The organism is Georhizobium profundi, assembly GCF_003952725.1.
Classification (GTDB): domain Bacteria; phylum Pseudomonadota; class Alphaproteobacteria; order Rhizobiales; family Rhizobiaceae; genus Georhizobium; species Georhizobium profundi.
On sequence record NZ_CP032509.1, the window covers coordinates 269,848 to 290,795 of the forward strand.

Here is a 20,948-nt window from a genome sequence, read left to right on the forward strand (position 1 = left end):
ATCGGACAGCCGATGGTGATTTCGTCGGCATCATGCACGCGGCGGGCCCCGAACCCAACCGCTGAAATCCACCCGCATAGGATGTAGTTGAGGTATTGCCGAAAACTTAATGGACATCGGCAGGAATTAGCCGAAACGGCCGTTCTGCCCTCATACCAAAGATGGTGGGGAAATTTGATCCAGATCAACACCTCGCGCTAAAAGTGCAGAACCGAGATCGGGCGCAGACGCCAGGAGCTCAGCCGTGTAAGGGTGTTTCGGCGACGCGAACACGTCGCCTGTCGGCCCTTCTTCCACGATCCGCCCGTCCCGCATCACCATCAGCCGGTCGGTGATCGTGCGCACCACGGAAAGATCGTGCGAGATGAACAGGTAGGACACCGATAGCCGGCTGGAGAGATCGGCAAGCAAATCGAGGATCTGGGCGCGGATCGAGACGTCGAGCGCGGAAACCGCCTCGTCCAGAATGACCAGCTTCGGCTCGACGATCAGCGCGCGGGCGATCGCGATACGTTGGCGCTGCCCGCCTGAAAACTCGTGAATGAAGCGCTTGCCCGCATCGGCCGCCAGACCCACCGCCTCCAGCACGGCACCGACCTTGCGGCGTCTTTCGAGATCGGAAGGCTTCTCGTTCAGGAGGTGCAGCGGCTCGGCGACCAGCCGATCCACACGATGGCGTGGATTGAACGAGCCATAGGGGTCCTGGAACACCACCTGGATCAGCCGCCGCTGATCGGCTGCGGGCGGCTTTCCGGGGTGCGCGAAGGGTTTGCCACGAAGCGTGATCTGCCCACCTTGCAGCACCTCCAGACCGAGCAGCGCACGTGCCAGCGTCGACTTTCCGCAGCCCGACTCGCCGACCAATCCGACATTCTCGCCCGGGAAGATGGCGAAGCTGACATCGTCGACGGCGCGCACGGTCCTGGCTTTGCCGGAGAACAGGCTATTCGGCCGGTAGTCGCGCACCAGATTGTCCACTTTCAGCAGCGGGATGTCTCCCTGTTGCGGCACATAGGCCCGCCTTTTCGGGACATGGCGCGAGGCAGCGAAAAGGCGTTGCGTATAGGGGTGCTGGGTGTGCTGAAAGAGGTCTGTCGTGTCCGCGCATTCGACGATCCGACCCGCCTCCATCACGCCGATTCGATCCGCCATGTCGGCAACGACCGCGAGATCATGGGTGATCAGCATGAGGCCGGCCCCGTCTTCGACCACAAGCGTCTTCAGGAGCTGAAGGATCTGCGCCTGGGTCGTCACGTCGAGCGCGGTCGTCGGCTCGTCCGCGATCAGAAGCTTGGGCTTCAGCGCGATGGCAATGGCGATCCCGACACGTTGGCGCTGGCCGCCGGAAAGCTCATGGGGGTAGCGGTCGAGCGGGAAACGGTCGCCCGGCAGCCCCACGCGCGCCAGCGTCTCTCGCGCGGTATCGAGCGCGTCCTTGCGGCTACGATCGGTATGGATGCGGATCGTTTCTGCGACCTGCTGGCCGATCGTGTGCAGCGGATTGAGCGCCGTCATCGGCTCCTGAAAGATCATGCCGATCTCGTTGCCGCGCAAATGGCACATCGTGTCTTCGGGCAGTCCGATAAGCTCGCGCCCGGCAAGTTTGATGCTGCCCGAGAGGAGGGCGCCTGCCGGCAGGAGGCGCATGGCGCTCATGGCTGTCAGGGATTTGCCGGACCCGGACTCTCCGACAAGACCGAAGATCGATCCTTGCGGGATGTCGAAGCCGACATCTTCGAGGATCGGGGTGCCGCCGATTGCAAGGTGCAGATCGCGGACTGCGAGAAGGGGCGGGCTGCCACTCATCAGCGCCTCACCGCTTCCATGCGCGGGTCGGTGAGATCGCGCAGGCCGTCGCCAAGCAGGTTGAGGCCGAGCACGGTCAGCACGATCGCCAGCCCCGGGATCAGGGCCAGCTGCGGCGCCAGCGCGATCATCGTCTGGGAGTCGGCAAGCATCCGGCCCCAGCTGGCGAGCGGCGGCTGCGCACCGAGGCCGACATAGGAAAGGCCTGCTTCGGCAAGAATGCCGAGCGAGAACTGGATCGTCGCCTGGACGATCAGCAGGTTCGCGATGTTGGGCAGAATGTGCTCGTAAGAGATGCGAACAGCGCCCTTGCCGGCGACCCGTGCCGCCATGATGAAGTCCCGCGTCCAGAGCGACAAGGCTCCCGCCCGCGACAGGCGCGCGAAGACCGGGATGTTGAAGATGCCGATCGCGACGATCGCGTTCACCGCGCCCGGGCCGAAGACGGCGGTGATCATGATGGCGAGCAGCAGCGCCGGAAAGGCGAAGACCAGATCGTTGAACCGCATGATGAGCTCGTCGATCCACCCGCCACGCCGTGCCGCCGCCCACAGACCGAGCGGCACCCCGATCACCATGCCGACGCCGACAGCGATCAACGCCACCGCGATCGATGTTCGGGCGCCCACCATGATCATCGACAACAGATCGCGTCCGTAATGATCGGTGCCGAGCCAGTTTTGTGGCGACGGCGGCAAGAGGCGGGCCGAAACGTTGAGCCGCGCGATATCGGCGGGTGTCCAGACGAGCGAGACGAGCGCCAGGCCGACGAAAATCGCGGTCAGGGTGGCGCCAAGGAGGAATGACGGATTGCGCAGGTACCGCCGCGGCCGGTGAGAATACGCCTCGCTCATAGCGTGCCCCGTCGCAGGCGCGGATCGATCAAGGCATAGGCGATGTCGACCAGGAAGGTGACGAGCGTGACGGCGAAGACCAGCAGAATCACCACGCTCTGCACCACGATCAGGTCACGCTGGGTGATGCCCTGGAACACCAGCCGGCCGAGCCCCGGCAGGAAGAAGACGTTCTCGATGATAATGGCACCGGCGAGCAGAAACGAGAACTGCAGGCCGATGATCGTCAGCACCGGGATCAGTGCATTCCTGAAGGCGTGCCGTCTGAGTGCCTGGCCGCGCGAAAGCCCCTTCGCACGCGCCGTGCGGATATAATCTTCACCCAGCGTCTCCAGCAGCGCGGAGCGCAGAACCCTGGCAAGGATCGATGCCTGCGGCAGGGCCAGCGCGATGGCTGGCAATGTCAGCGCCTTCATGGCCGGCACGAAACCCGCCTCCCAGCTTGGGAAACCGCCGGCGGAAAACCAGCGCAGCGTGACGGAGAACAAGAGCACCAGAAGCATCGCGAACCAGAAATTGGGCACCGCGATGCCGATCTGCGACAGCCCCATCACCGAGATGTCGCCTGCTCTGTTGTGCCGCTGCGCTGCGAACAGCGCCGCAGGTATCGCAATCACGATCGACAGCAACAGCGCCAGGAAGGCGAGCGGGAGCGACAGCCCGATGCGGTCGAGGATCAATTGCGAGACCGGAACGCGGTAGGTGTAGGACTGGCCGAAATCGCCGATCATCAGACCGCCGACCCATTCCAGGTAGCGCACGAGCAGCGGCCGATCGAGACCGAGTTCAGCCCGCAGCGCTGCGAGCGCCGCCGGGTCGGCATTCATGCCCATCATGAACTGGGCCGGATCGCCGGGCACGACGCTCATCAAAAGGAAGATGACGATGCTCGCGGCGACCATCGTCAGGGCAAGGACCAGAAGCCGGCGCGCGAGATATCTCAGCATGCGTGCCTGCCTCGAGGCCGCGCGACCCCGACCGCCAACCAGCCGTTAAAGGCGACGCCCGTCATCTTCGGCCCCCGGCGTCGTGCGCTACTCCTCCCAGTAAACGCCGGTCATGTCGTTTGCCTGGGTCGGGGCATTTTCCCACAGGCCCTTCAGCCGAGCGTCGGCGACGCCGGTCTTCGGCAACTGGAACAGGAAGGCATTCACGTAGTCGTCGGCGATCTGCTGCTGAGCCCGCTTAAGGATATCGTTTCTGGCCGCCTCGTCAGAGGTCTCATCCAGTTCCGCCATGATCGCTTTGAATTCATCGCTCTGGTAGCGGAAATAATAATCGTCGCGGGCATAGATGTTGATGTCCAGCGGCTCGGTGTGGGAGACGATCGTCAGTTCGAAATCGGCATTGGTGAAGACCTGCTCCAGCCATTGCGCCCATTCCAGCGTGACGATCTCCGCATTGATGCCAACCTCGCGCAGTTGGGAAGCGACGATCTCGCCGCCGCGGCGGGCGTAGGACGGTGGCGGCAACTTCAGCGTCACGTTGATGCCATCGGACAGACCCGTCTCTTCCAGAAGCGCGCGCGCGCGCTCCGGGTCGTAGTTCGACTGTTCCGTCAGATCGATATAGGCGGGATGGTGCGGTGCGAAATGGCTGCCGATCGGCGTGCCGTAGCCGAAGAGCGCGCCGTCGATCAGCGCCTGCCGGTCTATCGCATGGGCGATCGCCTTGCGCACGCGCACATCATCGAACGGCGCCTTGGAATTGTTGATGCCGAGGACCGTCTCGCCTTCCGTCGAGCCAATGATCACGGCAAAGCGCGGATCGGCCTCGAACTGCACCAGGTTTTCAGGCGCCGGAAAATTCGGGAAGGCATCGATATCGCCGGCCATCATCGCTGCGAAGGCAGCGGTCGGATCGGCGATGAACTTGAAGGTCACCGTTTCGAGCGCCGGCGCCTCGCCCCAATAGGTGTCGAACCGGGCAAGCGTGACGCTGTCGCCCTGAACCCAGTTTTCGAAGCGGAACGGCCCGGTACCGACCGGGTTGGTCGCGTTCGAACCGGCACTTTCCTCTGCGACGATCACCGCATCGCCCCAGGCCAAGTTGAACAGAAACGAGCCATTCGGTTCGCCGAGCGTCACCTCGACCGTCGCCGGATCGATCGCCTCGACGCTGGCGATGTCCTCGAACAGAACCTTTTGCGCATTGGTCGAATCCTCGGCCATGGCACGGGTCAGCGAAAAGACGACATCATCGGCATCAAATGCCGAGCCATCATGAAAAGTGACATTCTCGGCGAGCGTGAAGGTGTAGGTGAGACCGTCGTCCGAAATAGACCATTCGCGCGCAAGCGCCGGAACGATCGTGCCATCGGCGGCGAAGCGCGTCAGACCCTCGAACACGTTCGCATAGACCACCTCATCGATCGCAGCCGCGGCGCCCGCGGTCGGATCGAGGTTCGGCGGCTCCAGTTGCATACCGATCGTCGCGCCGGTTTCCTGCGCGCCGGCCAAGGCGGTCGATCCGAGAAGAAGCGCCGCAGCCGCGGCACCGATGGCGAAACGCTTGCTCATGATCGTCACTCCGTTGATCCCGCCGGCCTTGGCACGGGCGTCATTTTCCAACCTTAGCCGAAGCGGCACCGCCGGCAAGCAGGTCGCCGAGCGCTACCGCCATGATGGTCGCGCTTTCCACCATGTCGTCGATGCCCACATACTCATCCGGCTGGTGTGCCAGGTCGAGGATGCCCGGTCCGTAGGCGATGCAGTTCTTGAGCTTGCCGATGCGGTCGATGTGCTTCTGGTCATAGGTGCCGGGCGACACGACATAGACCGGCGGACGCTTCAGCACCGTCTCGATGGCATCGGCGACGGCCACGACCACGGGCGCATCGCGCTCGGTCATGGTCGGGCTTACCTGCCAGAGTTCCTTCAAGGCGTAATCGAAGTCCTTGCGGCCGGCCTTCAGACCCTCGAGAAGATCGACGATCTCGCCGCGCACCTCTTCGGCATTCTCCTCGATCAGATAGCGCCGATCCACCACCATGCGGGCCGAATCCGGCACGCAGGCCGACGGGAAGCCGGTGTAATCCGCTTCAGGCTCCGCCTGGCCGCCATGGAGCGAATTGATGTTCATGGTGGAGTTGCGCGCACCGTCCGGCACGACGGGCATGGACGTCGATTTGGCCGCGAGCTTGGGGAAGAGATCGTCCTCCATGGCGCGCATCACCGCCCCCATGTGGCGCACCGCGCAGTCGCCGAGAAACGGCATCGAACCATGAGCGATCCTGCCCTTGGTCTCGATCTCAGCCCACCAGACCCCGCGGTGCCCGAGGCAGACGCGGTCCTTGTTCAGCGGTTCGGGAATGATGACATGCTGGACGCGTTCGGGCGAGAAATAGCCTTTTTCGGCAAGCCAGGCGACGCCGCCATAGCCACCGGTCTCTTCATCGGCAGTGCCGGAAATCTCGATTGCCCCGGCAAAATCCGGGTTCTCGGCGATGAAGGCTTCCGCCGCGATGATCGATGCGGCAAGGCCGCCCTTCATGTCGCAGGCGCCGCGCCCGTAGACGCGCCCGTCCTTGACGACCCCGCCGAAGGGATCGACGGTCCAGCCCTTGCCCGTCTCGACCACGTCCGTATGGGAATTGAAGTGAACGCATTGGCCGGGCATACGGCCTTCGCGGCGCGCGACGATGTTCCAGCGCGGGTAGCGCGTGCTGTCGCCCGGAGTTCCTTCAGCGCGCAGCAACTGCGTTGCAAAGCCCGAGGCGGTCAGTCGCCTGTCCAGATAGTCGCAGATGTCGCGATAGTTTTCGCCGGGCGGGTTCAGCGTCGGAATGCGGATGAGGTCCTGAGTCAACGCCACGAGATCGGCGCGCATCGTCTCGATCCGAGCCGCCAGCCGCTCGGCGTTCCCGTTCCTCATGCTCACCCGCATTCAACTCCCGCATCACGTAGCGGCAGTTGAACCGAGGCAGCCTGCGATTGCAAGAACCTATCGGATGACCGAAACCAGATCGCGATCGGGAAAGCAGGTCGGCGCGCGCCCGGCGCGGGCCTGCCACTCACCGATCGATCGGCGCGTCTTGAAGCCGGGAAGGCCATCGGCGCCGCCCACATCATATCCAGCACCCTCGAGCGACCGCTGCATGGTGGCGATATCGGAGCGCAGCATCGTGCCGACATTGCCCCAGCTGCCGCGAAAACCGCCGGAGCCATAGGCAATGCGATCGCCGAGATTGCCGACGAAGAGAGCGTAGTTGTCGGAGTTGTTGTATTCCTTGAAGACGTAGAAATTCGGCGTCACGATGAATTCTGGGCCGTGCCGGCCGGCCGGCACCAGCATCATGCCCGCGCCGCGGCGCTCATGCTCGGGAAAGGCATTTCCGGAAATGCGGCTGATGCCTATCTGCTCCCATTCCGCAATCGTCCGCGCACGATCGGGGCCTTCCTGCGCGCAGGAGACGCCATCGGGTATCACCACCTCGAAGCCCCAGTCGCGGCCGCGTTGCCAGCCCTTCTGGGCAAGATAATTCGCGATCGATGCGAGCGCGTCGGGCACCGAGTTCCAGATGTCGCGGCGCCCGTCGCCATCGAAATCGACCGCATATTCCAGGTAGCTCGACGGCAGAAACTGCGGCTGGCCCATGGCGCCGGCCCAGGAGCTTTTCATCGCGGCCGGTGAAATATCGCCGCGTTCGAGGATTTGCAGAGCTGCGATCAGTTCACGGCGAAAGAGGTCCGGACGCGTGGACATGAAGGCCTTGGTAGCCAGCACCCGAATGGCCGAGTGCGGAATTGCCGCCTGGCCGAAGCCGGATTCACGCCCCCAGATCGCGACCAGGAAATGACCGGGAACACCATAGCGCGCCTCGATCTGCTGCAAGACCGGCTGATATCGCTGCGCAAGCGAACGGCCACTGGACGCGAGGCCCTGCAGGCTCTGTTCGGAGAAGTAAGCGGCGGGCGAGCGAAATTCCGCCTGTGACTGGCGCCGCTCTGCCGGCGGTGCGCTGCCCGGCGCCACGAGGTCCGGCAGGTCCCAATCAAGCGACACGCCACTGAATGCTGCTGCGAAGGTCTGGCCCGACACTCCTGCGCGCGCCGCCTCCGCGCGAATGTCGTTTTCCAGAAAGGTGCGGAACCGTGCTTCCGTGTCGCCGCGAGACTGGGCCGCAACTGAGGTCGCCAACGCCACCAAAGCGGCGAGTGCCGTCACAAATCTCAGGACCATGTGCTTCCCCCTCGAGCAACCCGAATCATCTTGCACGACCGTAACGAAGCGTGAAGGCGGACTGAAGGCGACAGGGAACGAAGCCGGATTCGGTTCGTTAAGGCGGCGTAGGGACACAAGAACAAAATCTCGTGAACAACAACAAGAACAACGCCACAAAGGAGTTCCTGATCATGACCACCCGTTTTACGAAAATCGCGTCCTCGACAATCGTCGGTGCCGCGCTGTTGGCATCCAGCGCCGCATTCGCACAAACGACGGCTTCGGCCACCGCTGACCTCAACATCCGTTCGGGCCCTGGCCCTCAGTTCCCGGTCACGGGCGTCATCAACACCGGTGAGCAGGCCACGATCAATGGCTGTCTCGAAGGCTCCAAGTGGTGCCAGGTGTCGGGTGCCGGCGGCGAAGGCTGGGCTTATTCCGACTACCTCACCGCTGACCTGTCGGGCGAGACCGTCGTCGTCACGGAGCGCTACCAGGATGTCGGCGTGCCGGTCACGACCTATGACGAAGGCTCCGCAACCGATGGCGCCGTCATGGGTGGCGCAACCGGCGCAGTCGCTGGCGCCCTTATTGGCGGTCCGATCGGCGCAGTCGTCGGCGGCGTAGCCGGCGCTGCCGCAGCCGGCACCACCGCTGGAGTCATTGATCCGCCGGAAACCGTCACGACCTATGTCACCAGCAACGCTGCAGAGCCCGTCTATCTCGAAGGCGAAGTCGTCGTCGGCGCACAGGTTCCGGACACTGTCGAACTGCGTGAAGTGCCGGACTACGAATATCGCTACGTGAACGTGAACAGCCAGCCGGTCCTCGTCGATCCGGCCAGCCGCCAGATCGTTTACGTCTATCGCTAAGCCGAACTAGCGGTTCTTGCGTCCAAATGCCGCCGCGGGTTCTCCCGTGGCGGCATTTTTCATTCGGAGTTGGCTAGAAGTTGGTGCGCGCACGAAGTGCCGCAGACAGCGTGCCTTCGTCGAGATAGTCGAGCTCGCCTCCAACGGGCACTCCGTGCGCGAGTCGGGTAATCTTTACGTCCATTCCGGCAAGGCGATCGGTGATGTAATGCGCCGTCGTCTGTCCCTCGACGGTCGCGTTGACGGCCAGCACGATCTCGACGATCCCGCCGGCTGCAACCCGCTCGACGAGCCCGGCGATATTCAGATCATCGGGCCCGATCCCGTCGAGCGGCGACAGCGTTCCGCCCAGCACGTGGTAAGCGACGTTCATGGCGCCGGCGCGCTCCAGCGCCCAGAGATCAGCGACATCTTCCACGACAATGATGACCGACTGATCCCGCTGCGGGTCCGCGCAGACCGCGCATGGGTCGGCGGTATCGACATTGCCGCAGCGCGAGCAGACGCCCACCTTGTCGCGCGCCACCGCCAAAGCATCGGCAAGCGGCGCGAGCAGCGGCTCCTTCTTCTTGATGAGATATAACGCCGCACGCCGCGCAGACCGTGGCCCAAGGCCCGGAATACGGGCCAGAAGCTGGATCAAACGTTCGATTTCGGGACCGGTGACGCGTTTTGCCATGGGCAGTTGTCTAGCCGATCACCGATTTGATGAATAGGCGGTCGAAGAGTGTGTCCGGCCTAAAAAGGCAGCTTCATGCCGGGCGGGATCGGCAGCCCGGCGGTCAGTTCCTGGGTGCGCTTCTGCAGTTCGGCCTCGGCCTTGCCCTTGGCGTCGTTATGGGCGGCAATGATCAGGTCTTCCAGGACTTCGATCTCCTCTCCCTTGAAGAGGGACGGGTCGACCTTCATGCCGAGCATGTGGCCCTTGCCGTTGAGCTTGACGGTCACGAGACCACCGCCCGCGGTGCCTTCCACCTCGAGCGCTGCAATCTCTTCCTGCAGGCTGCCCATCTTGTCCTGCATTTCCTTCAGCTTGCCCATCATGCCCATGATGTCGCGCATCGTATCGTCTCCATTCTTACACAGCCGTCACGGACGGCATCTTCTAGTCGTCGCCGGCCTCGTCGGCATCGGGGAGGATATCCCCTTCGGCGGATTGCGGCGCGATCTCCGCATCCGCTTCCCCTTCGGTCGATATGCGGACGTCGGTGATCCGCGCGCCCGGAAAGCGCGCAAGGATCGCGGCGACGTCCGGATCTTCCTTCGCATCCCGCACGAGAAGATTGCGCGCGCCGGTTTCCTGCTCGGCAAGCGTCGCCTCGCCCTCTTCGCGGCTCAGCATCACGATCCAGCGGCGGCCGGTCCATTTCTCCAGTGCCACGCTCAGATCGTTGAGGAAGGTCTTGGGAGCTTCGCCGCCGACCGCCGCCTCGATCCGGCCGGGCTCGATGCGAACCGGGCGTAACGCCGTCCGCAAAAGCACTTTCAGCCTTATGTCCCGGTTCTCGTCGGCAAGCGCCACGATTTCCGCAAGCGTGGTCGGCCCCGTCCAGTCGTCATCGTCGGATTGCTCGGCAGGCGTCGGCTCTGCTGCGGCGTTGCTTATGGGCTCTGGAGCGGATGCTTGCGCAGGCGCCTCCTGCCGCTGTGGCTCAGGCGTCGAGGCCACGGCCCGCAGGATCGCACCGTTCTGGCGCGGCTGTTGCTGCGGCAGGGTGCGCATCTGCGGCTGCGCGACCTGCAATGCCGCCGACGACGACGCGGATGCCCCGCCGCCGCTTGAGGGTCGGGAAGGCGCCGCGTCGGTTGTCCGGCCTTCCGCAGAAGGCTCGTCGGCGCGCTCCAATGCGCGACGCGCGGCATCTTCGGGAGATGGCAGGCTCGCCGCATGGGCAAGCCTGATCAGCACCATTTCCGCTGTCGCATAGGGCCGGTTGGACGCCTCTGTCTCGGTGATGCCTTTCAGCAGCATCTGCCACAGGCGCGACAGGACGGGCACGCCGAGACCAGCGGCAAAATCGGCGCCTCGTGTGCGCTCGGTTTCGGACAGGGAGGGATCGTTGACCGCTTCCGGCACGAATTTCAGCCGCGTGACCAGATGCGTGAAATCGGCAAGGTCGGTCAGCACCACCGGCGGATTGGCGCCGGCTTCGTATTGGCCTGCGAATTCAGACAGTGCCGCAGCGACATCGCCACGCGCGACATGCTCGAACAGATCGACGATGCGGCCGCGATCGGCAAGGCCGAGCATGGATCGAACGGCTTCCGCTTCGATCCGGCCGCCGCCATGGGCGATCGCCTGATCCATCAGCGACAGGCCATCGCGCGCCGATCCCTCGGCAGCACGGGCGATCATGGCGAGCGCCAGATCTTCGGCCGGCACGTCTTCGGCTTCGGCGACGCGTCGGAAATGATCGACGAGCAGGCCCACATCGATGCGCCGCAGATCGAAGCGCTGGCAACGGGACAGAACCGTGATCGGTACCTTGCGGATTTCGGTCGTCGCAAAAATGAACTTCACATGCGCCGGCGGTTCTTCCAGCGTCTTCAACAGGCCGTTGAAGGCCTGCGTCGACAGCATGTGCACTTCGTCGATAATGTAGACCTTGTAGCGCGCCGAAACGGGCCGATAACGCACCTGCTCGATGATTTCGCGTATATCGTCGATACCGGTATGCGAGGCAGCGTCCATTTCGATCACGTCGACATGGCGGCCTTCGATGATCGCGCGGCAATGTTCGCCGAAGACGCGCAGGTCGATCGACGGCTCATGCACGGTCTCGGTTTCGTAGTTCAGTGCGCGCGCCAGGATGCGTGCCGTGGTGGTCTTTCCGACACCACGCACGCCGGTCAACATATAGGCCTGGGCGATGCGGCCGGACTGGAAGGCGTTGGTGAGGGTCTGCACCATCGGCTGCTGGCCGATGAGATCGTCGAAATCGCGCGGCCGGTATTTGCGGGCGAGTACGCGGTACTCGCCGCCGTTCGCTTCGGCGGACGTGTCCTTGTCCCACATGCTGCGCTCGATGCCGCTCATCGGCCGCACTGCGTCCCGTCTGCACGGCGATCGATCGGTGCGGTCATGGCGTCTTCCGTCATCCTCGCTGGGGTGGCCGCCATCTTGGCCCTGCCGAGGCCCGCGCGTCAACGCGGGGGTGCGTTGCCTGGAGCCTCTTGAGCCACATGGTGCCGCAACTGCGCACCAGAGCGGTCAAGGTGGGAGGCTGGCACGATGACCCGTACCGTTCCTCGTTGGGGCTGCTTCCTTCCGGACCTGACCCGGTTGGCGAGTGGTTCGTCCACCACCAACCTCCCGGCCCGGATATCGTTCAAAGGCTTGCCAATTGCAAGGCGGCGCGCGAAAAATGCGGCAAGGCCGTTCGCACATCCGCGCGCGCCGGGCACGGAGTAACGCGTATGGCATCCTTCACGCTCGACGAGCGGCTCGAAAACGACAGCATCGCCATGGCAAGCCTTGGCCTGTGCCAGGTGCGGCTGATGAACGATGCGCGCTGGCCCTGGATCATCCTTGTGCCGCAACGCGACGGGATGAGCGAACTGCACGACCTCTCACCGCTCGACCAGACGATGCTGACCTTCGAACTCGGCATGGCTGGCAAGGCGCTGAAGGACGCGACGGGCTGTCTCAAGCTGAACATCGGCGCGCTTGGCAATCATGTGCGCCAGCTCCACATGCATGTGATCGCCAGGAACGAGGGCGACGAGGCTTGGCCGGGCCCGGTCTGGGGCGTCGGCACCCGCACCCCTTATGACAAAGAAGACGCCCGCAGCCTCATCGCCTCCATTCTTGCAAAGCTTTGACTGATCCCATGACATCTCTCTTCACCGGAACCGGCGCCGAGCCCAGCGCCCGCGTGGCCTTTGCCGGCAACCGGCTGCAGCGGCTTTCGGAAAAGCGGCCGGCAGGATGCCTCGAGGATGCGCTGTCGGCTCCCGAAACGCGCATCTTCGGCTTCATCGGCGGCAAGCTTCTGCTCGACACCCGGCAGGGAGAGCCGCAAGCGGGCCGTTCGCTCAGCGCCTTCGATGCGCTGTCGCCGGATCGGCCAAACGCCATTCTGCTCGGATACGACAAGGGTGTCGCGCAGGTCGCGATGCCGCTCAAGGCCGATGTCGAGACGCTGCCCGAAGGGCTTGAAGCACTGGCGCCGCGTGGGCTCTACCTGAAACATCTACTGCCGGACGAAACCGTCGGCATCGTCGCGCAGGGTGCGGCGATGGTGAACTGGACGCTTTCGTCGCAATTTTGCGGCGTGTGCGGCGGCCGAACCGTCAGCGAGGCCGGCGGCTACCGCCGTCGCTGCCCCGAAACGGAAGGCGGCTGCGGCACGACGCTTTTTCCGCGCACCGACCCCGTCGTCATCATGCTGGCCATCGACGAGACCGGGGACCGCTGCCTGCTTGGGCGCAGCCCCCATTTCCCACCGGGCTTCTATTCCTGCCTCGCCGGCTTTCTGGAACCAGGCGAAACCATGGAAGACGCCGTCCGGCGCGAAACCCACGAGGAGTCCGGCATCTCGGTCGGGCAGGTGCGCTATCACGCCAGCCAGCCCTGGCCGATGCCGCATACGATGATGGTCGGCTTCTATGCGCAGGCGCTGTCGATGGACATTGCCATGGACGGTGACGAGCTCGAGGACTGCCGCTGGTTCACGCGGCAGGAGGCCGTGCGCCTTTTAGAGCGAATCGAGGGCGAACTGACAACGGCGCCGGATGGCACCATCGCCAACCGGCTCTTGCGCGACTGGGTGGCGCGGAGCTAAGCCCGACCACTGCCGTTTGCGGCGCTATTTGGCCGTCGGGATCTGCACCTGCTCCAGTTCCTCTTCCGCCATCTGGGTGACGCGGAAAGGGTGTGCCGGGTAGACGCCGAGGATCTTGATCTCGCGCGAGAAGAAGGCGAGTTCCTCCAGCGCGCGGGCAAGATTGTCGTCGTCCGGGTGGCCCTGCACGTCGGCATAAAACTGGCTGGCGAAGAACTTGCCGCCGAGCTGATAGCTCTCGAGCTTCGTCATGTTCACGCCGTTGGTCGCGAAACCGCCCATCGCTTTGTAGAGCGCGGCCGGCAGGTTGCGCACCCGGAAGATGAACGTCGTTACCATCAGGTCGTCGCTGGACCCGCGAGGCGCCCACTGGGCTTCGCGCGACAGGACGATGAACCGTGTCACGTTGGTTTCGGTATCCTCGACATTCTCCGCGATGATCTTCAGCCCGTAGAGATCGGCTGCGAGCCTCGGCGCGAAGGCCGCCATGGTGGGATCGCCGCGCTCGACAACAAGCTTTGCCGCACCGGCCGTATCGCCGGCCACGACAGGCTTCCACTTGTTTTCGCGCACGATCCGGCGGCACTGGCCAAGCGCATGGATGTGGCTGTGCACCGTCTTGATGTCCGCCATGTCGGCGTCGGGCAGGACCATCAACTGAAAATGGATCGGCATGAAATATTCGCCGACGATGTGCAGCGAGGATTCCGGCAGAAGATGATGGATATCGGCGACACGACCGGCAATCGTGTTTTCGATCGGGATCATGGCGAGATCGGCCGCTCCGGCCTCTACAGCGGCAAATGCGTCCTCGAAGGTCGCGCAGGGCAGCGGTTCCATCTCCGGAAACATGTCGCGGCACGCCATGTCGGAATTGGCGCCGTATTCGCCCTGGAAGGCGATTTTGCCGGTGATATCGGTCATTGATTGTCCTTATCAGTCCTTGGCGAGCAGACGCCGCGCCTTTGCAAGATCCGCCGGGGTATCGACGCCGAGCGGAACCGTGTCGACGATCTCGACATCGATGCGCATGCCGGCTTCCAGCGCGCGCAACTGCTCGAGCTTCTCGCGCAGTTCCAGCGGCGAGGGTCCGAGCGCCACGAAACGGGTGAGCGCCTCGCGCCGGTAGGCGTAGAGGCCGACATGGTGATAGAGCGGACCATCACCATGGGGTGCCGTCGCGCGGGTGAAATAAAGTGCCCGAAGCCGGTTCGGCGCGATTTCGGTGCCAACGACCTTCACCACATTGGGATTGGTGCGTTCGTCGTCCTCGGTGATTTCGACGGCGAGCGTCGCGATGTCGACGGCTGGATCGTTGAGCGGCCGGAGCGCAGCGGCCACGCTCTCAGGATCGACGGTCGGCAGGTCGCCCTGCAGATTGACGATGCGTTTGATGCGACCTTCGGGATCCAGCGTCTGCAGCGCCTCGGCGATGCGATCGGACCCTGACTGATGCTGCGTGCCTGTCATGATGAAACGAAAGCCCGCAGCCTCCACCGCTTCGCGCACGTCATCGGTATCGGCGCAGACGGCGACAGGGCCGATTTTTGCTTCCATTGCCCGCATGGCAACCTGCACGATCATCGGCAGCCCTGCGATCGGCGCAAGCGGCTTTCCCGGCAGGCGGGTAGAGGCCATCCGCGCCGGAATGAGCACGATCGTTTCACCAGCTTCTTGTGTCGTCATGATTTCCCAGGCCGGAAAGGGCGAAAAAGTGTCAAAAAGTCTCAGGCGGGCTGCGACAAACAGTGTTGCAAGCCCTGTGCAAAAGACATAGGTTCCGCGCGAATTCAAGAAGGCCCCTGTCGCAAGGGCAGCGGCGCATCGGAGCTACGGAATGAACTCCTCCTATCTGAACATGGCCGCCGGCGCATTTCTCGGCACAGTCTTTGTCGTTATGTCGGTGTCGCTCGTGTCGGATGCGCTGTTTCACGCCGAAGCGCCCGAGCAGGAAGGCTTCGCGATCATCGTCGCCGAGGCCGAGACCGGCGATGGCGGCGGCGCTCCGCAGGCGACGCCGATCGCAAACCTGCTGCAAACAGCCGATGCCGCTGCCGGTGAGGCATCCTTCGCCAAATGCCAGGCTTGCCACACTGTTGACGAGGGTGGCGCAAACCGCGTCGGACCGAACCTCTGGGGCGTCGTCAACCGTCCGATCGCAAGCCACGAAGGCTTCAGCTACTCGGCCGCAATGACCGAATTCTCCGAAGGCGGCGAAGTGGTCTGGGACTACGAACACCTTGCCGGCTTCCTCGCCGCACCGCGCAGCTACATCCAGGGCACGGCGATGAGCTTTGCCGGCCTGACACGCGAAGACGAACTGGCCAACGTCATTGCCTATCTGCGCGAGCTTTCCAACGAGCCGGCACCACTGCCTGAGCCCGTCGAAGTCGCTGAAGCACCTGCCGCCGAAGGCGGCGAAGGCGAAGCAGCCGCTGCCGAGGGCAGCCCGGCTCTCGCGATGCTTGCCGATGCCGACGCTGCAAACGGCGAATCGATCTTCCGCCGCTGCGCCGCATGCCATGGCGTCGAAGAGGGTGGCGCCAACCGCGTCGGCCCGAACCTGTGGGACATTGTCGGCAACCCGGTCGCCAACAATGAAGGCTTCTCTTATTCCGCCGGCATGGTTGAATACAGCGAAGGTGGCGCGAAGACTTGGGAATTCGCCAATCTCGACGCGTTCATCCTTGCTCCGCGTGAAGAAGTTCCCGGCACGTCGATGAGCTTCGCCGGTCTCGCCAACGACAGCGACCGCGCCGACCTGCTCGCCTATCTGGCAACCCTGTCCAGCGAACCCGTCGCGCTGCCCGCAGCCGGTGGTGAAGCGGCGCCGGCCGAAGGCGAAGAAGCTCCTGCGGAAGAGGCCGCGCCTGCTGAAGGCGAAGAAGCAGCCGCTCCTGCGGAAGAGGCTGCTCCTGCGGACGACGCCGCTCCCGCACAGGATGCCGCGCCAGCGGAAGGCGAAGCCGCTCCGGCCGAAGAAGGCACCGCACCGACTGCAGAGCCCGCTGAAGAAGCTGCTCCGGCTGAAGATGCGGCTCCTGCAGAGGACGCGACTGAAGCCGCTCCCGCGGAGGACGCAGCCGCACCTGCTGACGAGGAAGCTTCGGCTGCCGGTGGCGCCGTCGCGCTCATCGCCTCCGCCGATGTGGCCCTCGGCGAAGAAGTCTTTCAGGAATGCGCAGCCTGCCATTCGGTCGATGAGGGCGGTGAAGCGATCGTCGGTCCCAATCTCTGGGGCATCGTCAACCGTGACGTCGCCGGCGTCGAAGGCTTCGAGTATTCCGAGAACTTCGTGAACTATGGCGGCGAAGGCGCTGTCTGGGACTACGCCCTGCTCGACCAGTTCCTCGCTGCACCGATGGAAGAAGTCGAAGGCACCTACATGGCCTATCCTGGCGTCGTGGAAGACGATCGCCGTGCTGCTGTGATTGCCTATCTGCGCACACTGGCCGACACGCCGGCCGAGCTGCCCGCCGAATAAGCGGACGCACATTTTACACGCTTCTAGAGCCGGGGCCATCGCTCCGGCTTTTTGATTCCAGCCCCCTGACAAAAATGGTCCTACGACAAGGCTTTGCTTCACGAGCGCGTGACAGTGCACAGCCTGTTCTTTGTCACAATTTTGCTTATTGTCGGGTTGGGCAACGCATGAGGAGACCTGCATGATTGCAGCCTGTGGCAAGACTTCAAGACAGCGCATCGCCTTCGTGGCTCTCGGAGCCGTTATGATGATGGCGAGTGCTGTTTCCCCCGTCGTCGCACAGGAGGATCAGGCACGGGAGTGGCGCCATGGCGCAGCCCTGATCGGTGAGCCGAAATACCCGGCCGATTTCCCGCATTTCGATTACGTTAACCCGGAAGCGCCGAAGGGCGGGACATTGCGGCTTTCGCAATCTGGCTCCTTCGACACGTTCAACCCGCTGCTTGCGCGCGGTGAACTGGCAACGGGCCTGAACCTTGTCTACGAAACGCTGATGGAGCGTTCGCAGGACGAAGCTTCGGCCGAATACGGGCTTCTCGCGGAAGCGCTGAGTTATCCCGAAGACTATTCCTCCGTCACATTCAGGCTGCGCGAAGGTGCGCGTTGGCATGATGGCGAACCGGTGACGACAGATGACGTCGTCTGGAGCTTCGAAAAGGCGGTCGAACTCGATCCGCAGATGCAGTTCTATTACCAGCATGTCACCGGCGCGGAAGCGGCCGGCGAGCGGGAGGTGACGTTCACCTTCGATGAGGCCAACAACCGAGAATTGCCGCAAATCGTGGGCCAGTTGCTCATCCTGCCGAAGCACTGGTGGGAAGGTGAAGGGCCCAACGGCCAGCCGCGCGATATCGGCTCTACCACTCTGGAGCCGCCGCTCGGCTCCGGGCCTTACCGGATCTCCTCCTTCAACCCGGGCGCCGACGTCACCTATGAGCGGGTGGAGGACTATTGGGGTGCGGACATACCGACGCGTGTCGGCACCAACAATTTCGATCGGATCAGCCACATCTATTTTGCCGACCGCAATGTCGAGTTCGAGGCGTTCAAGGCCGGAAATTTCGACTATTGGGTGGAGAATGCTGCCATTCGCTGGGAAACGGGCTACGATTTTCCGGCCGCCAATGACGGCCGCATCGTGCGCGAGGAGCTTGAAAACCCCTACCGCGCATCAGGCCAGTTGGTCGGCTTCATTCCCAATCTGCGCCGCGAAAAGTTTCAGGACGAGCGGGTGCGCCGGGCGCTGAACTATGCGTTCGACTTCGAAGAGCTCAATCGCACGATCTTCTTCGGCGCCTACGAGCGCGTGAACAGCTATTTCTTCGGCACGGAGCTCGCATCCTCCGGTCTCCCGCAGGGTGAAGAGCTGGAGATCCTGGAAACTGTCCGTGACCAGATCCCGGCGGAAGTTTTCGACACCGAATACACCAATCCGACGGGCGGCAATCCTCAGGCGCAGCGCGAAAACCTGCGCGAGGCTGTGCGCCTGTTTTCGGAAGCCGGCTATGAGATCCAGAACAACCGGATGGTGAACACCGAGACCGGTGAGCCCTTCTCGTTCGAAATCATCCTCAACGGACCGACGATCGAGCGCGTCGCCCTGCCCTGGAGCGAAAACCTGCGTCGCATCGGCGTTGCCGTCAGTGTCCGCACGGTGGAGCCATCGCAGTACATCAACCGGATCCGCTCGCGCGATTTCGATGTGATCTATGCCGGCTGGGGCCAGTCGCTTTCGCCCGGCAACGAGCAGTGGGAGTATTGGGGCGGACGCTCGGCAGAGCGCGAAGGTTCACAGAATTTCGGCGGCATCGCCGATCCTGGCATCGACGCCCTGATCCGCAAAATCGTCTTCGCCGACGACCGCGAAACGCTCATTGCTGCCACACGGGCGCTCGACCGCGTGCTTCTCGCGCATGACTACGTCATTCCGACCTACACGGCGCGGGCGGCACGCATTGCGTACTGGGACAAGTTCGCACGCCCCGAGCTTCTGCCGGAATATTCGATCGGCTTTCCCGATGTGTGGTGGTCGAAAGACGCCGAAGGCGGCAATGGGGGCTGAGCCGATGGCGTCCCGTGTCGATCGGCACACGCTGAACCGACGCCAGTTCCTCACGGGCGCCGCAGCCACTGCGGCGGTGATGTCGCTGCCGATCTCGATCAGCGGCGCCTTTGCCGCCAACCCGACGGGCCAGCGACTGCACGGTCTCTCCGCCTTCGGAAAACTGAAATACGCTCCGAACTTCACGCATTTCGGCTATGTGAACCCGCAGGCCCGCAAGGGCGGCCGGTTTCACACGGCAGTGGCGAACTGGCTCTACAATCAGAACCCGCAAACCTTCAACACCCTTAACACATTCGTTTTGGCTGGCGATGCGCCGCCGCGCATGAACATATGCTTCGACACGTTGATGGTTTCGGCGCTCGATGAGCCGGATGCTCTTTATTGCCACGCGGCCGAATGGGTCGAGATTGCCGAAGACCGCAACTCGGTTCGTTTCGGCTTGCGGGACGGTATCCTGTTCCATGACGCGACGCCGCTGAGGGCGGGGGACGTCGCCTTCTCGCTGCAATTGATCAAGGAGAGCGGGCACCCCGATCTTGCCTCTGCGCTCACCTCCATGGTCGGGGCAGAGGCGATCGACGAGCGTACCGTCGAGGTCGTCTATGACGGGCTGCAATCCGGACGGGCTATTCTGGCTCTCGCGTCAATCCCGATCCTGTCGCAGATCTATTACTCGGCTAACGAGTTTACTGCATCGTCGTTGCACGTGCCCGTCTCCTCCGGCCCCTACCGGCCGAGCCGGGTCGAGTCGGGGCGCTTCATCGAGTATGAGCGTGTGCCTGACTACTGGGCGGCGGACCTGCCGACAGGACGCGGCCTCGCCAATTTCGATGTGATCCGGATCGAGTTCTATGCGGAGCGAACGGCAGAGTTCGAAGCCTTCAAGAAGGGCGACATTCATTTTCGCCAGGAGTCCGTCGCACAGGTCTGGTCGACTGGCTATGATTTTCCTGCCTTCGCGGATGGCCGCGTGCTGAAACAGGAATTTCCACGCGAGTTGCGACCGACGATGCAGGCGTGGGCGCTGAACCAGCGACGGGAGCCGTTCGACGATATCCGAGTGCGCGAGGCGATCGGGCTCTGTTTCGATTTCGAGTGGACCAACGACAAGCTGTTCTACGGGGTCTACGCGCGCTCCCAATCCCCCTTCGAGAATTCCGAGTTCAAGGCCGAAGGCCTGCCGACAGGCGCGGAGCTGGAATTGCTGAATGGCTTGAAGAGCCCTCTGCCGGAGGGTGTTCTGGGCGAGCCGCGCGTGGCGCCGCTCTCGGATGGCTCAGGACGCGATCGAAAGCTTCTGCAGCGCGCCGTCGAGCTTTTGCGTGAAGCAGGCTTTGCGCAGCAAGGCGGCCGGCTCTTGCGCGACGGTCGGCCGATCACGCTCGAAATCCTGATTCAGGCAACGGTCTTCGAACGGCTCCATGCTGGTTTCATTCAGAACCTGCGCCGGATCGGTATCGATGCATCCCTTCGGCTGGTCGATTCTGCGCAGTACACAGCGCGGACGAACGACTACGATTTCGACATGGTTATGATGGCGGTCCAGTTTTCAGCCACGCCGACGGCTGAATCTTTCGAGACCTTCGTGTCGACCCGCTCGGCCGACATGAAAGGCATGCGCAATCTTCCGGGCGCCAAGGACGCGATTTACGACGAACTTCTCGACCACATGGAACGCGTGGAAAGCCGCGAAGAGCTGGTCACAGTGATGCGCGTGCTCGATCGGGTCTTGCGGGCGCGGCTCGACTGGATTCCAAACTGGTATTCGGCGAATCACCTCGTGGCCCATTGGGACATGTTCGGCTTCGTCGATCCGAAACCGGATTATGGTTGGCCGGTGGAACAGCTCTGGTGGTACGACCAGGAAAAGGCTCAGGCAATTGGCAGGACATAGCTCTGCGCGCCCTCACGGGCATTTCA

The 20,948-nt window shown here is 63.4% G+C and carries 17 protein-coding genes and 1 other RNA gene; 6 read left to right on the forward strand and 12 right to left on the reverse strand.

Annotation, left to right across the window (positions count from 1 at the left end; translation table 11 throughout):
* Nucleotides 1–150: 150 nt before the first annotated feature.
* The 6 genes from D5400_RS01315 to D5400_RS01340 form a co-directional block, all read right to left on the reverse strand.
* Nucleotides 151–1,806 carry an ABC transporter ATP-binding protein gene (locus D5400_RS01315; protein ID WP_126006913.1) on the reverse strand — a complete coding sequence of 552 codons (1,656 nt, stop codon included), beginning with the start codon at nucleotides 1,804–1,806 and terminating at the stop codon, nucleotides 151–153.
* The gene (locus D5400_RS01320) at nucleotides 1,806–2,660 is read right to left on the reverse strand and encodes an ABC transporter permease (RefSeq protein ID WP_126006915.1); all 855 of its coding nucleotides are present in this window, start codon (nucleotides 2,658–2,660) and stop codon (nucleotides 1,806–1,808) included. The genes D5400_RS01315 and D5400_RS01320 overlap by 1 nt, the downstream gene beginning before the upstream one ends.
* Nucleotides 2,657–3,607 (reverse strand): ABC transporter permease, encoded by a 951-nt coding sequence (locus D5400_RS01325; protein WP_126006917.1) that lies wholly within the window; start codon nucleotides 3,605–3,607, stop codon nucleotides 2,657–2,659. Before D5400_RS01325 ends, D5400_RS01320 begins: the two co-directional genes overlap by 4 nt.
* An 87-nt stretch (nucleotides 3,608–3,694) precedes the next feature.
* Complete coding sequence (locus tag D5400_RS01330; protein WP_126006919.1) at nucleotides 3,695–5,179, reverse strand: ABC transporter substrate-binding protein; 1,485 nt, start codon at nucleotides 5,177–5,179, stop codon at nucleotides 3,695–3,697.
* A 40-nt stretch (nucleotides 5,180–5,219) separates the two neighbouring features.
* Nucleotides 5,220–6,533, reverse strand: a complete 1,314-nt coding sequence (locus D5400_RS01335; protein ID WP_126006921.1) for an acetylornithine deacetylase/succinyl-diaminopimelate desuccinylase family protein — start codon at nucleotides 6,531–6,533, stop codon at nucleotides 5,220–5,222.
* A 69-nt stretch (nucleotides 6,534–6,602) separates the two neighbouring features.
* Nucleotides 6,603–7,841 (reverse strand): lytic murein transglycosylase, encoded by a 1,239-nt coding sequence (locus D5400_RS01340; protein ID WP_126006923.1) that lies wholly within the window; start codon nucleotides 7,839–7,841, stop codon nucleotides 6,603–6,605.
* A 173-nt stretch (nucleotides 7,842–8,014) separates the two neighbouring features.
* Between D5400_RS01340 and D5400_RS01345 the strand changes: the two genes are divergently transcribed.
* A complete protein-coding gene (locus D5400_RS01345) occupies nucleotides 8,015–8,695 on the forward strand; it encodes a DUF1236 domain-containing protein (RefSeq protein WP_126006925.1) in 681 nt (226 codons plus the stop codon).
* 73 nt (nucleotides 8,696–8,768) lie between these two features.
* Here D5400_RS01345 and recR read toward each other — a convergent pair whose 3' ends face one another.
* The 4 genes from recR to ffs all read right to left on the reverse strand — a co-directional run bounded on the left by recR (nucleotide 8,769) and on the right by ffs (nucleotide 12,009).
* The gene (gene recR / locus D5400_RS01350) at nucleotides 8,769–9,374 is read right to left on the reverse strand and encodes a recombination mediator RecR (protein ID WP_126006927.1); all 606 of its coding nucleotides are present in this window, start codon (nucleotides 9,372–9,374) and stop codon (nucleotides 8,769–8,771) included.
* Nucleotides 9,375–9,433: 59 nt separating this feature from the next.
* Nucleotides 9,434–9,757 carry a YbaB/EbfC family nucleoid-associated protein gene (locus D5400_RS01355; protein WP_126006929.1) on the reverse strand — a complete coding sequence of 108 codons (324 nt, stop codon included), beginning with the start codon at nucleotides 9,755–9,757 and terminating at the stop codon, nucleotides 9,434–9,436.
* A 43-nt stretch (nucleotides 9,758–9,800) separates the two neighbouring features.
* Nucleotides 9,801–11,732: a DNA polymerase III subunit gamma/tau gene (locus tag D5400_RS01360; protein ID WP_425364896.1), complete on the reverse strand. Its 1,932-nt coding sequence runs from the start codon at nucleotides 11,730–11,732 to the stop codon at nucleotides 9,801–9,803.
* Nucleotides 11,733–11,911: 179 nt separating this feature from the next.
* An RNA gene (gene ffs / locus D5400_RS01365) (signal recognition particle sRNA small type) lies at nucleotides 11,912–12,009 on the reverse strand.
* A gap of 103 nt (nucleotides 12,010–12,112) precedes the next feature.
* On the opposite strand from ffs, the gene D5400_RS01370 reads away from it, so the two are divergent.
* Complete coding sequence (locus D5400_RS01370) at nucleotides 12,113–12,517, forward strand: HIT domain-containing protein (RefSeq protein WP_126006931.1); 405 nt, start codon at nucleotides 12,113–12,115, stop codon at nucleotides 12,515–12,517.
* 8 nt (nucleotides 12,518–12,525) lie between these two features.
* Entirely contained in the window at nucleotides 12,526–13,479 is a 954-nt protein-coding gene (gene nudC, locus D5400_RS01375) for an NAD(+) diphosphatase (protein WP_126006933.1), read from the forward strand.
* A gap of 24 nt (nucleotides 13,480–13,503) precedes the next feature.
* Here the strand turns inward: nudC and D5400_RS01380 are convergent, their stop codons facing one another.
* A complete protein-coding gene (locus tag D5400_RS01380; protein WP_126006935.1) occupies nucleotides 13,504–14,403 on the reverse strand; it encodes a prephenate dehydratase in 900 nt (299 codons plus the stop codon).
* A gap of 12 nt (nucleotides 14,404–14,415) precedes the next feature.
* Complete coding sequence (locus D5400_RS01385; protein WP_126006937.1) at nucleotides 14,416–15,165, reverse strand: 3-deoxy-manno-octulosonate cytidylyltransferase; 750 nt, start codon at nucleotides 15,163–15,165, stop codon at nucleotides 14,416–14,418.
* A 151-nt stretch (nucleotides 15,166–15,316) separates the two neighbouring features.
* On the opposite strand from D5400_RS01385, the gene D5400_RS21770 reads away from it, so the two are divergent.
* The 3 genes from D5400_RS21770 to D5400_RS01400 all read left to right on the forward strand — a co-directional run bounded on the left by D5400_RS21770 (nucleotide 15,317) and on the right by D5400_RS01400 (nucleotide 20,922).
* Nucleotides 15,317–16,963, forward strand: coding sequence for a c-type cytochrome (locus D5400_RS21770; protein ID WP_126006939.1), 1,647 nt, complete (start codon nucleotides 15,317–15,319; stop codon nucleotides 16,961–16,963).
* A gap of 244 nt (nucleotides 16,964–17,207) precedes the next feature.
* Nucleotides 17,208–19,025: an extracellular solute-binding protein gene (locus D5400_RS01395; protein WP_126012572.1), complete on the forward strand. Its 1,818-nt coding sequence runs from the start codon at nucleotides 17,208–17,210 to the stop codon at nucleotides 19,023–19,025.
* 4 nt (nucleotides 19,026–19,029) lie between these two features.
* The gene (locus tag D5400_RS01400) at nucleotides 19,030–20,922 is read left to right on the forward strand and encodes an extracellular solute-binding protein (RefSeq protein WP_126006941.1); all 1,893 of its coding nucleotides are present in this window, start codon (nucleotides 19,030–19,032) and stop codon (nucleotides 20,920–20,922) included.
* The last annotated feature ends 26 nt before the right edge of the window (nucleotides 20,923–20,948 follow it).

What these genes read in the sequence shown, in the direction of transcription:
- D5400_RS01380 (WP_126006935.1), bottom strand. Translation starts at nt 14,403, where the DNA reads ATGACCGATATCACCGGCAAAATCGCCTTCCAGGGCGAATACGGCGCC.
- D5400_RS01400 (WP_126006941.1), top strand. Translation starts at nt 19,030, where the DNA reads ATGGCGTCCCGTGTCGATCGGCACACGCTGAACCGACGCCAGTTCCTC.
- D5400_RS01320 (WP_126006915.1), bottom strand. Translation starts at nt 2,660, where the DNA reads ATGAGCGAGGCGTATTCTCACCGGCCGCGGCGGTACCTGCGCAATCCG.
- D5400_RS01355 (WP_126006929.1), bottom strand. Translation starts at nt 9,757, where the DNA reads ATGCGCGACATCATGGGCATGATGGGCAAGCTGAAGGAAATGCAGGAC.
- D5400_RS01340 (WP_126006923.1), bottom strand. Translation starts at nt 7,841, where the DNA reads ATGGTCCTGAGATTTGTGACGGCACTCGCCGCTTTGGTGGCGTTGGCG.
- D5400_RS01335 (WP_126006921.1), bottom strand. Translation starts at nt 6,533, where the DNA reads ATGAGGAACGGGAACGCCGAGCGGCTGGCGGCTCGGATCGAGACGATG.
- D5400_RS01330 (WP_126006919.1), bottom strand. Translation starts at nt 5,179, where the DNA reads ATGAGCAAGCGTTTCGCCATCGGTGCCGCGGCTGCGGCGCTTCTTCTC.
- D5400_RS21770 (WP_126006939.1), top strand. Translation starts at nt 15,317, where the DNA reads ATGAACTCCTCCTATCTGAACATGGCCGCCGGCGCATTTCTCGGCACA.
- nudC (WP_126006933.1), top strand. Translation starts at nt 12,526, where the DNA reads ATGACATCTCTCTTCACCGGAACCGGCGCCGAGCCCAGCGCCCGCGTG.
- D5400_RS01325 (WP_126006917.1), bottom strand. Translation starts at nt 3,607, where the DNA reads ATGCTGAGATATCTCGCGCGCCGGCTTCTGGTCCTTGCCCTGACGATG.
- recR (WP_126006927.1), bottom strand. Translation starts at nt 9,374, where the DNA reads ATGGCAAAACGCGTCACCGGTCCCGAAATCGAACGTTTGATCCAGCTT.
- D5400_RS01370 (WP_126006931.1), top strand. Translation starts at nt 12,113, where the DNA reads ATGGCATCCTTCACGCTCGACGAGCGGCTCGAAAACGACAGCATCGCC.
- D5400_RS01360 (WP_425364896.1), bottom strand. Translation starts at nt 11,732, where the DNA reads ATGAGCGGCATCGAGCGCAGCATGTGGGACAAGGACACGTCCGCCGAA.
- D5400_RS01395 (WP_126012572.1), top strand. Translation starts at nt 17,208, where the DNA reads ATGATGATGGCGAGTGCTGTTTCCCCCGTCGTCGCACAGGAGGATCAG.
- D5400_RS01315 (WP_126006913.1), bottom strand. Translation starts at nt 1,806, where the DNA reads ATGAGTGGCAGCCCGCCCCTTCTCGCAGTCCGCGATCTGCACCTTGCA.
- D5400_RS01385 (WP_126006937.1), bottom strand. Translation starts at nt 15,165, where the DNA reads ATGACGACACAAGAAGCTGGTGAAACGATCGTGCTCATTCCGGCGCGG.
- D5400_RS01345 (WP_126006925.1), top strand. Translation starts at nt 8,015, where the DNA reads ATGACCACCCGTTTTACGAAAATCGCGTCCTCGACAATCGTCGGTGCC.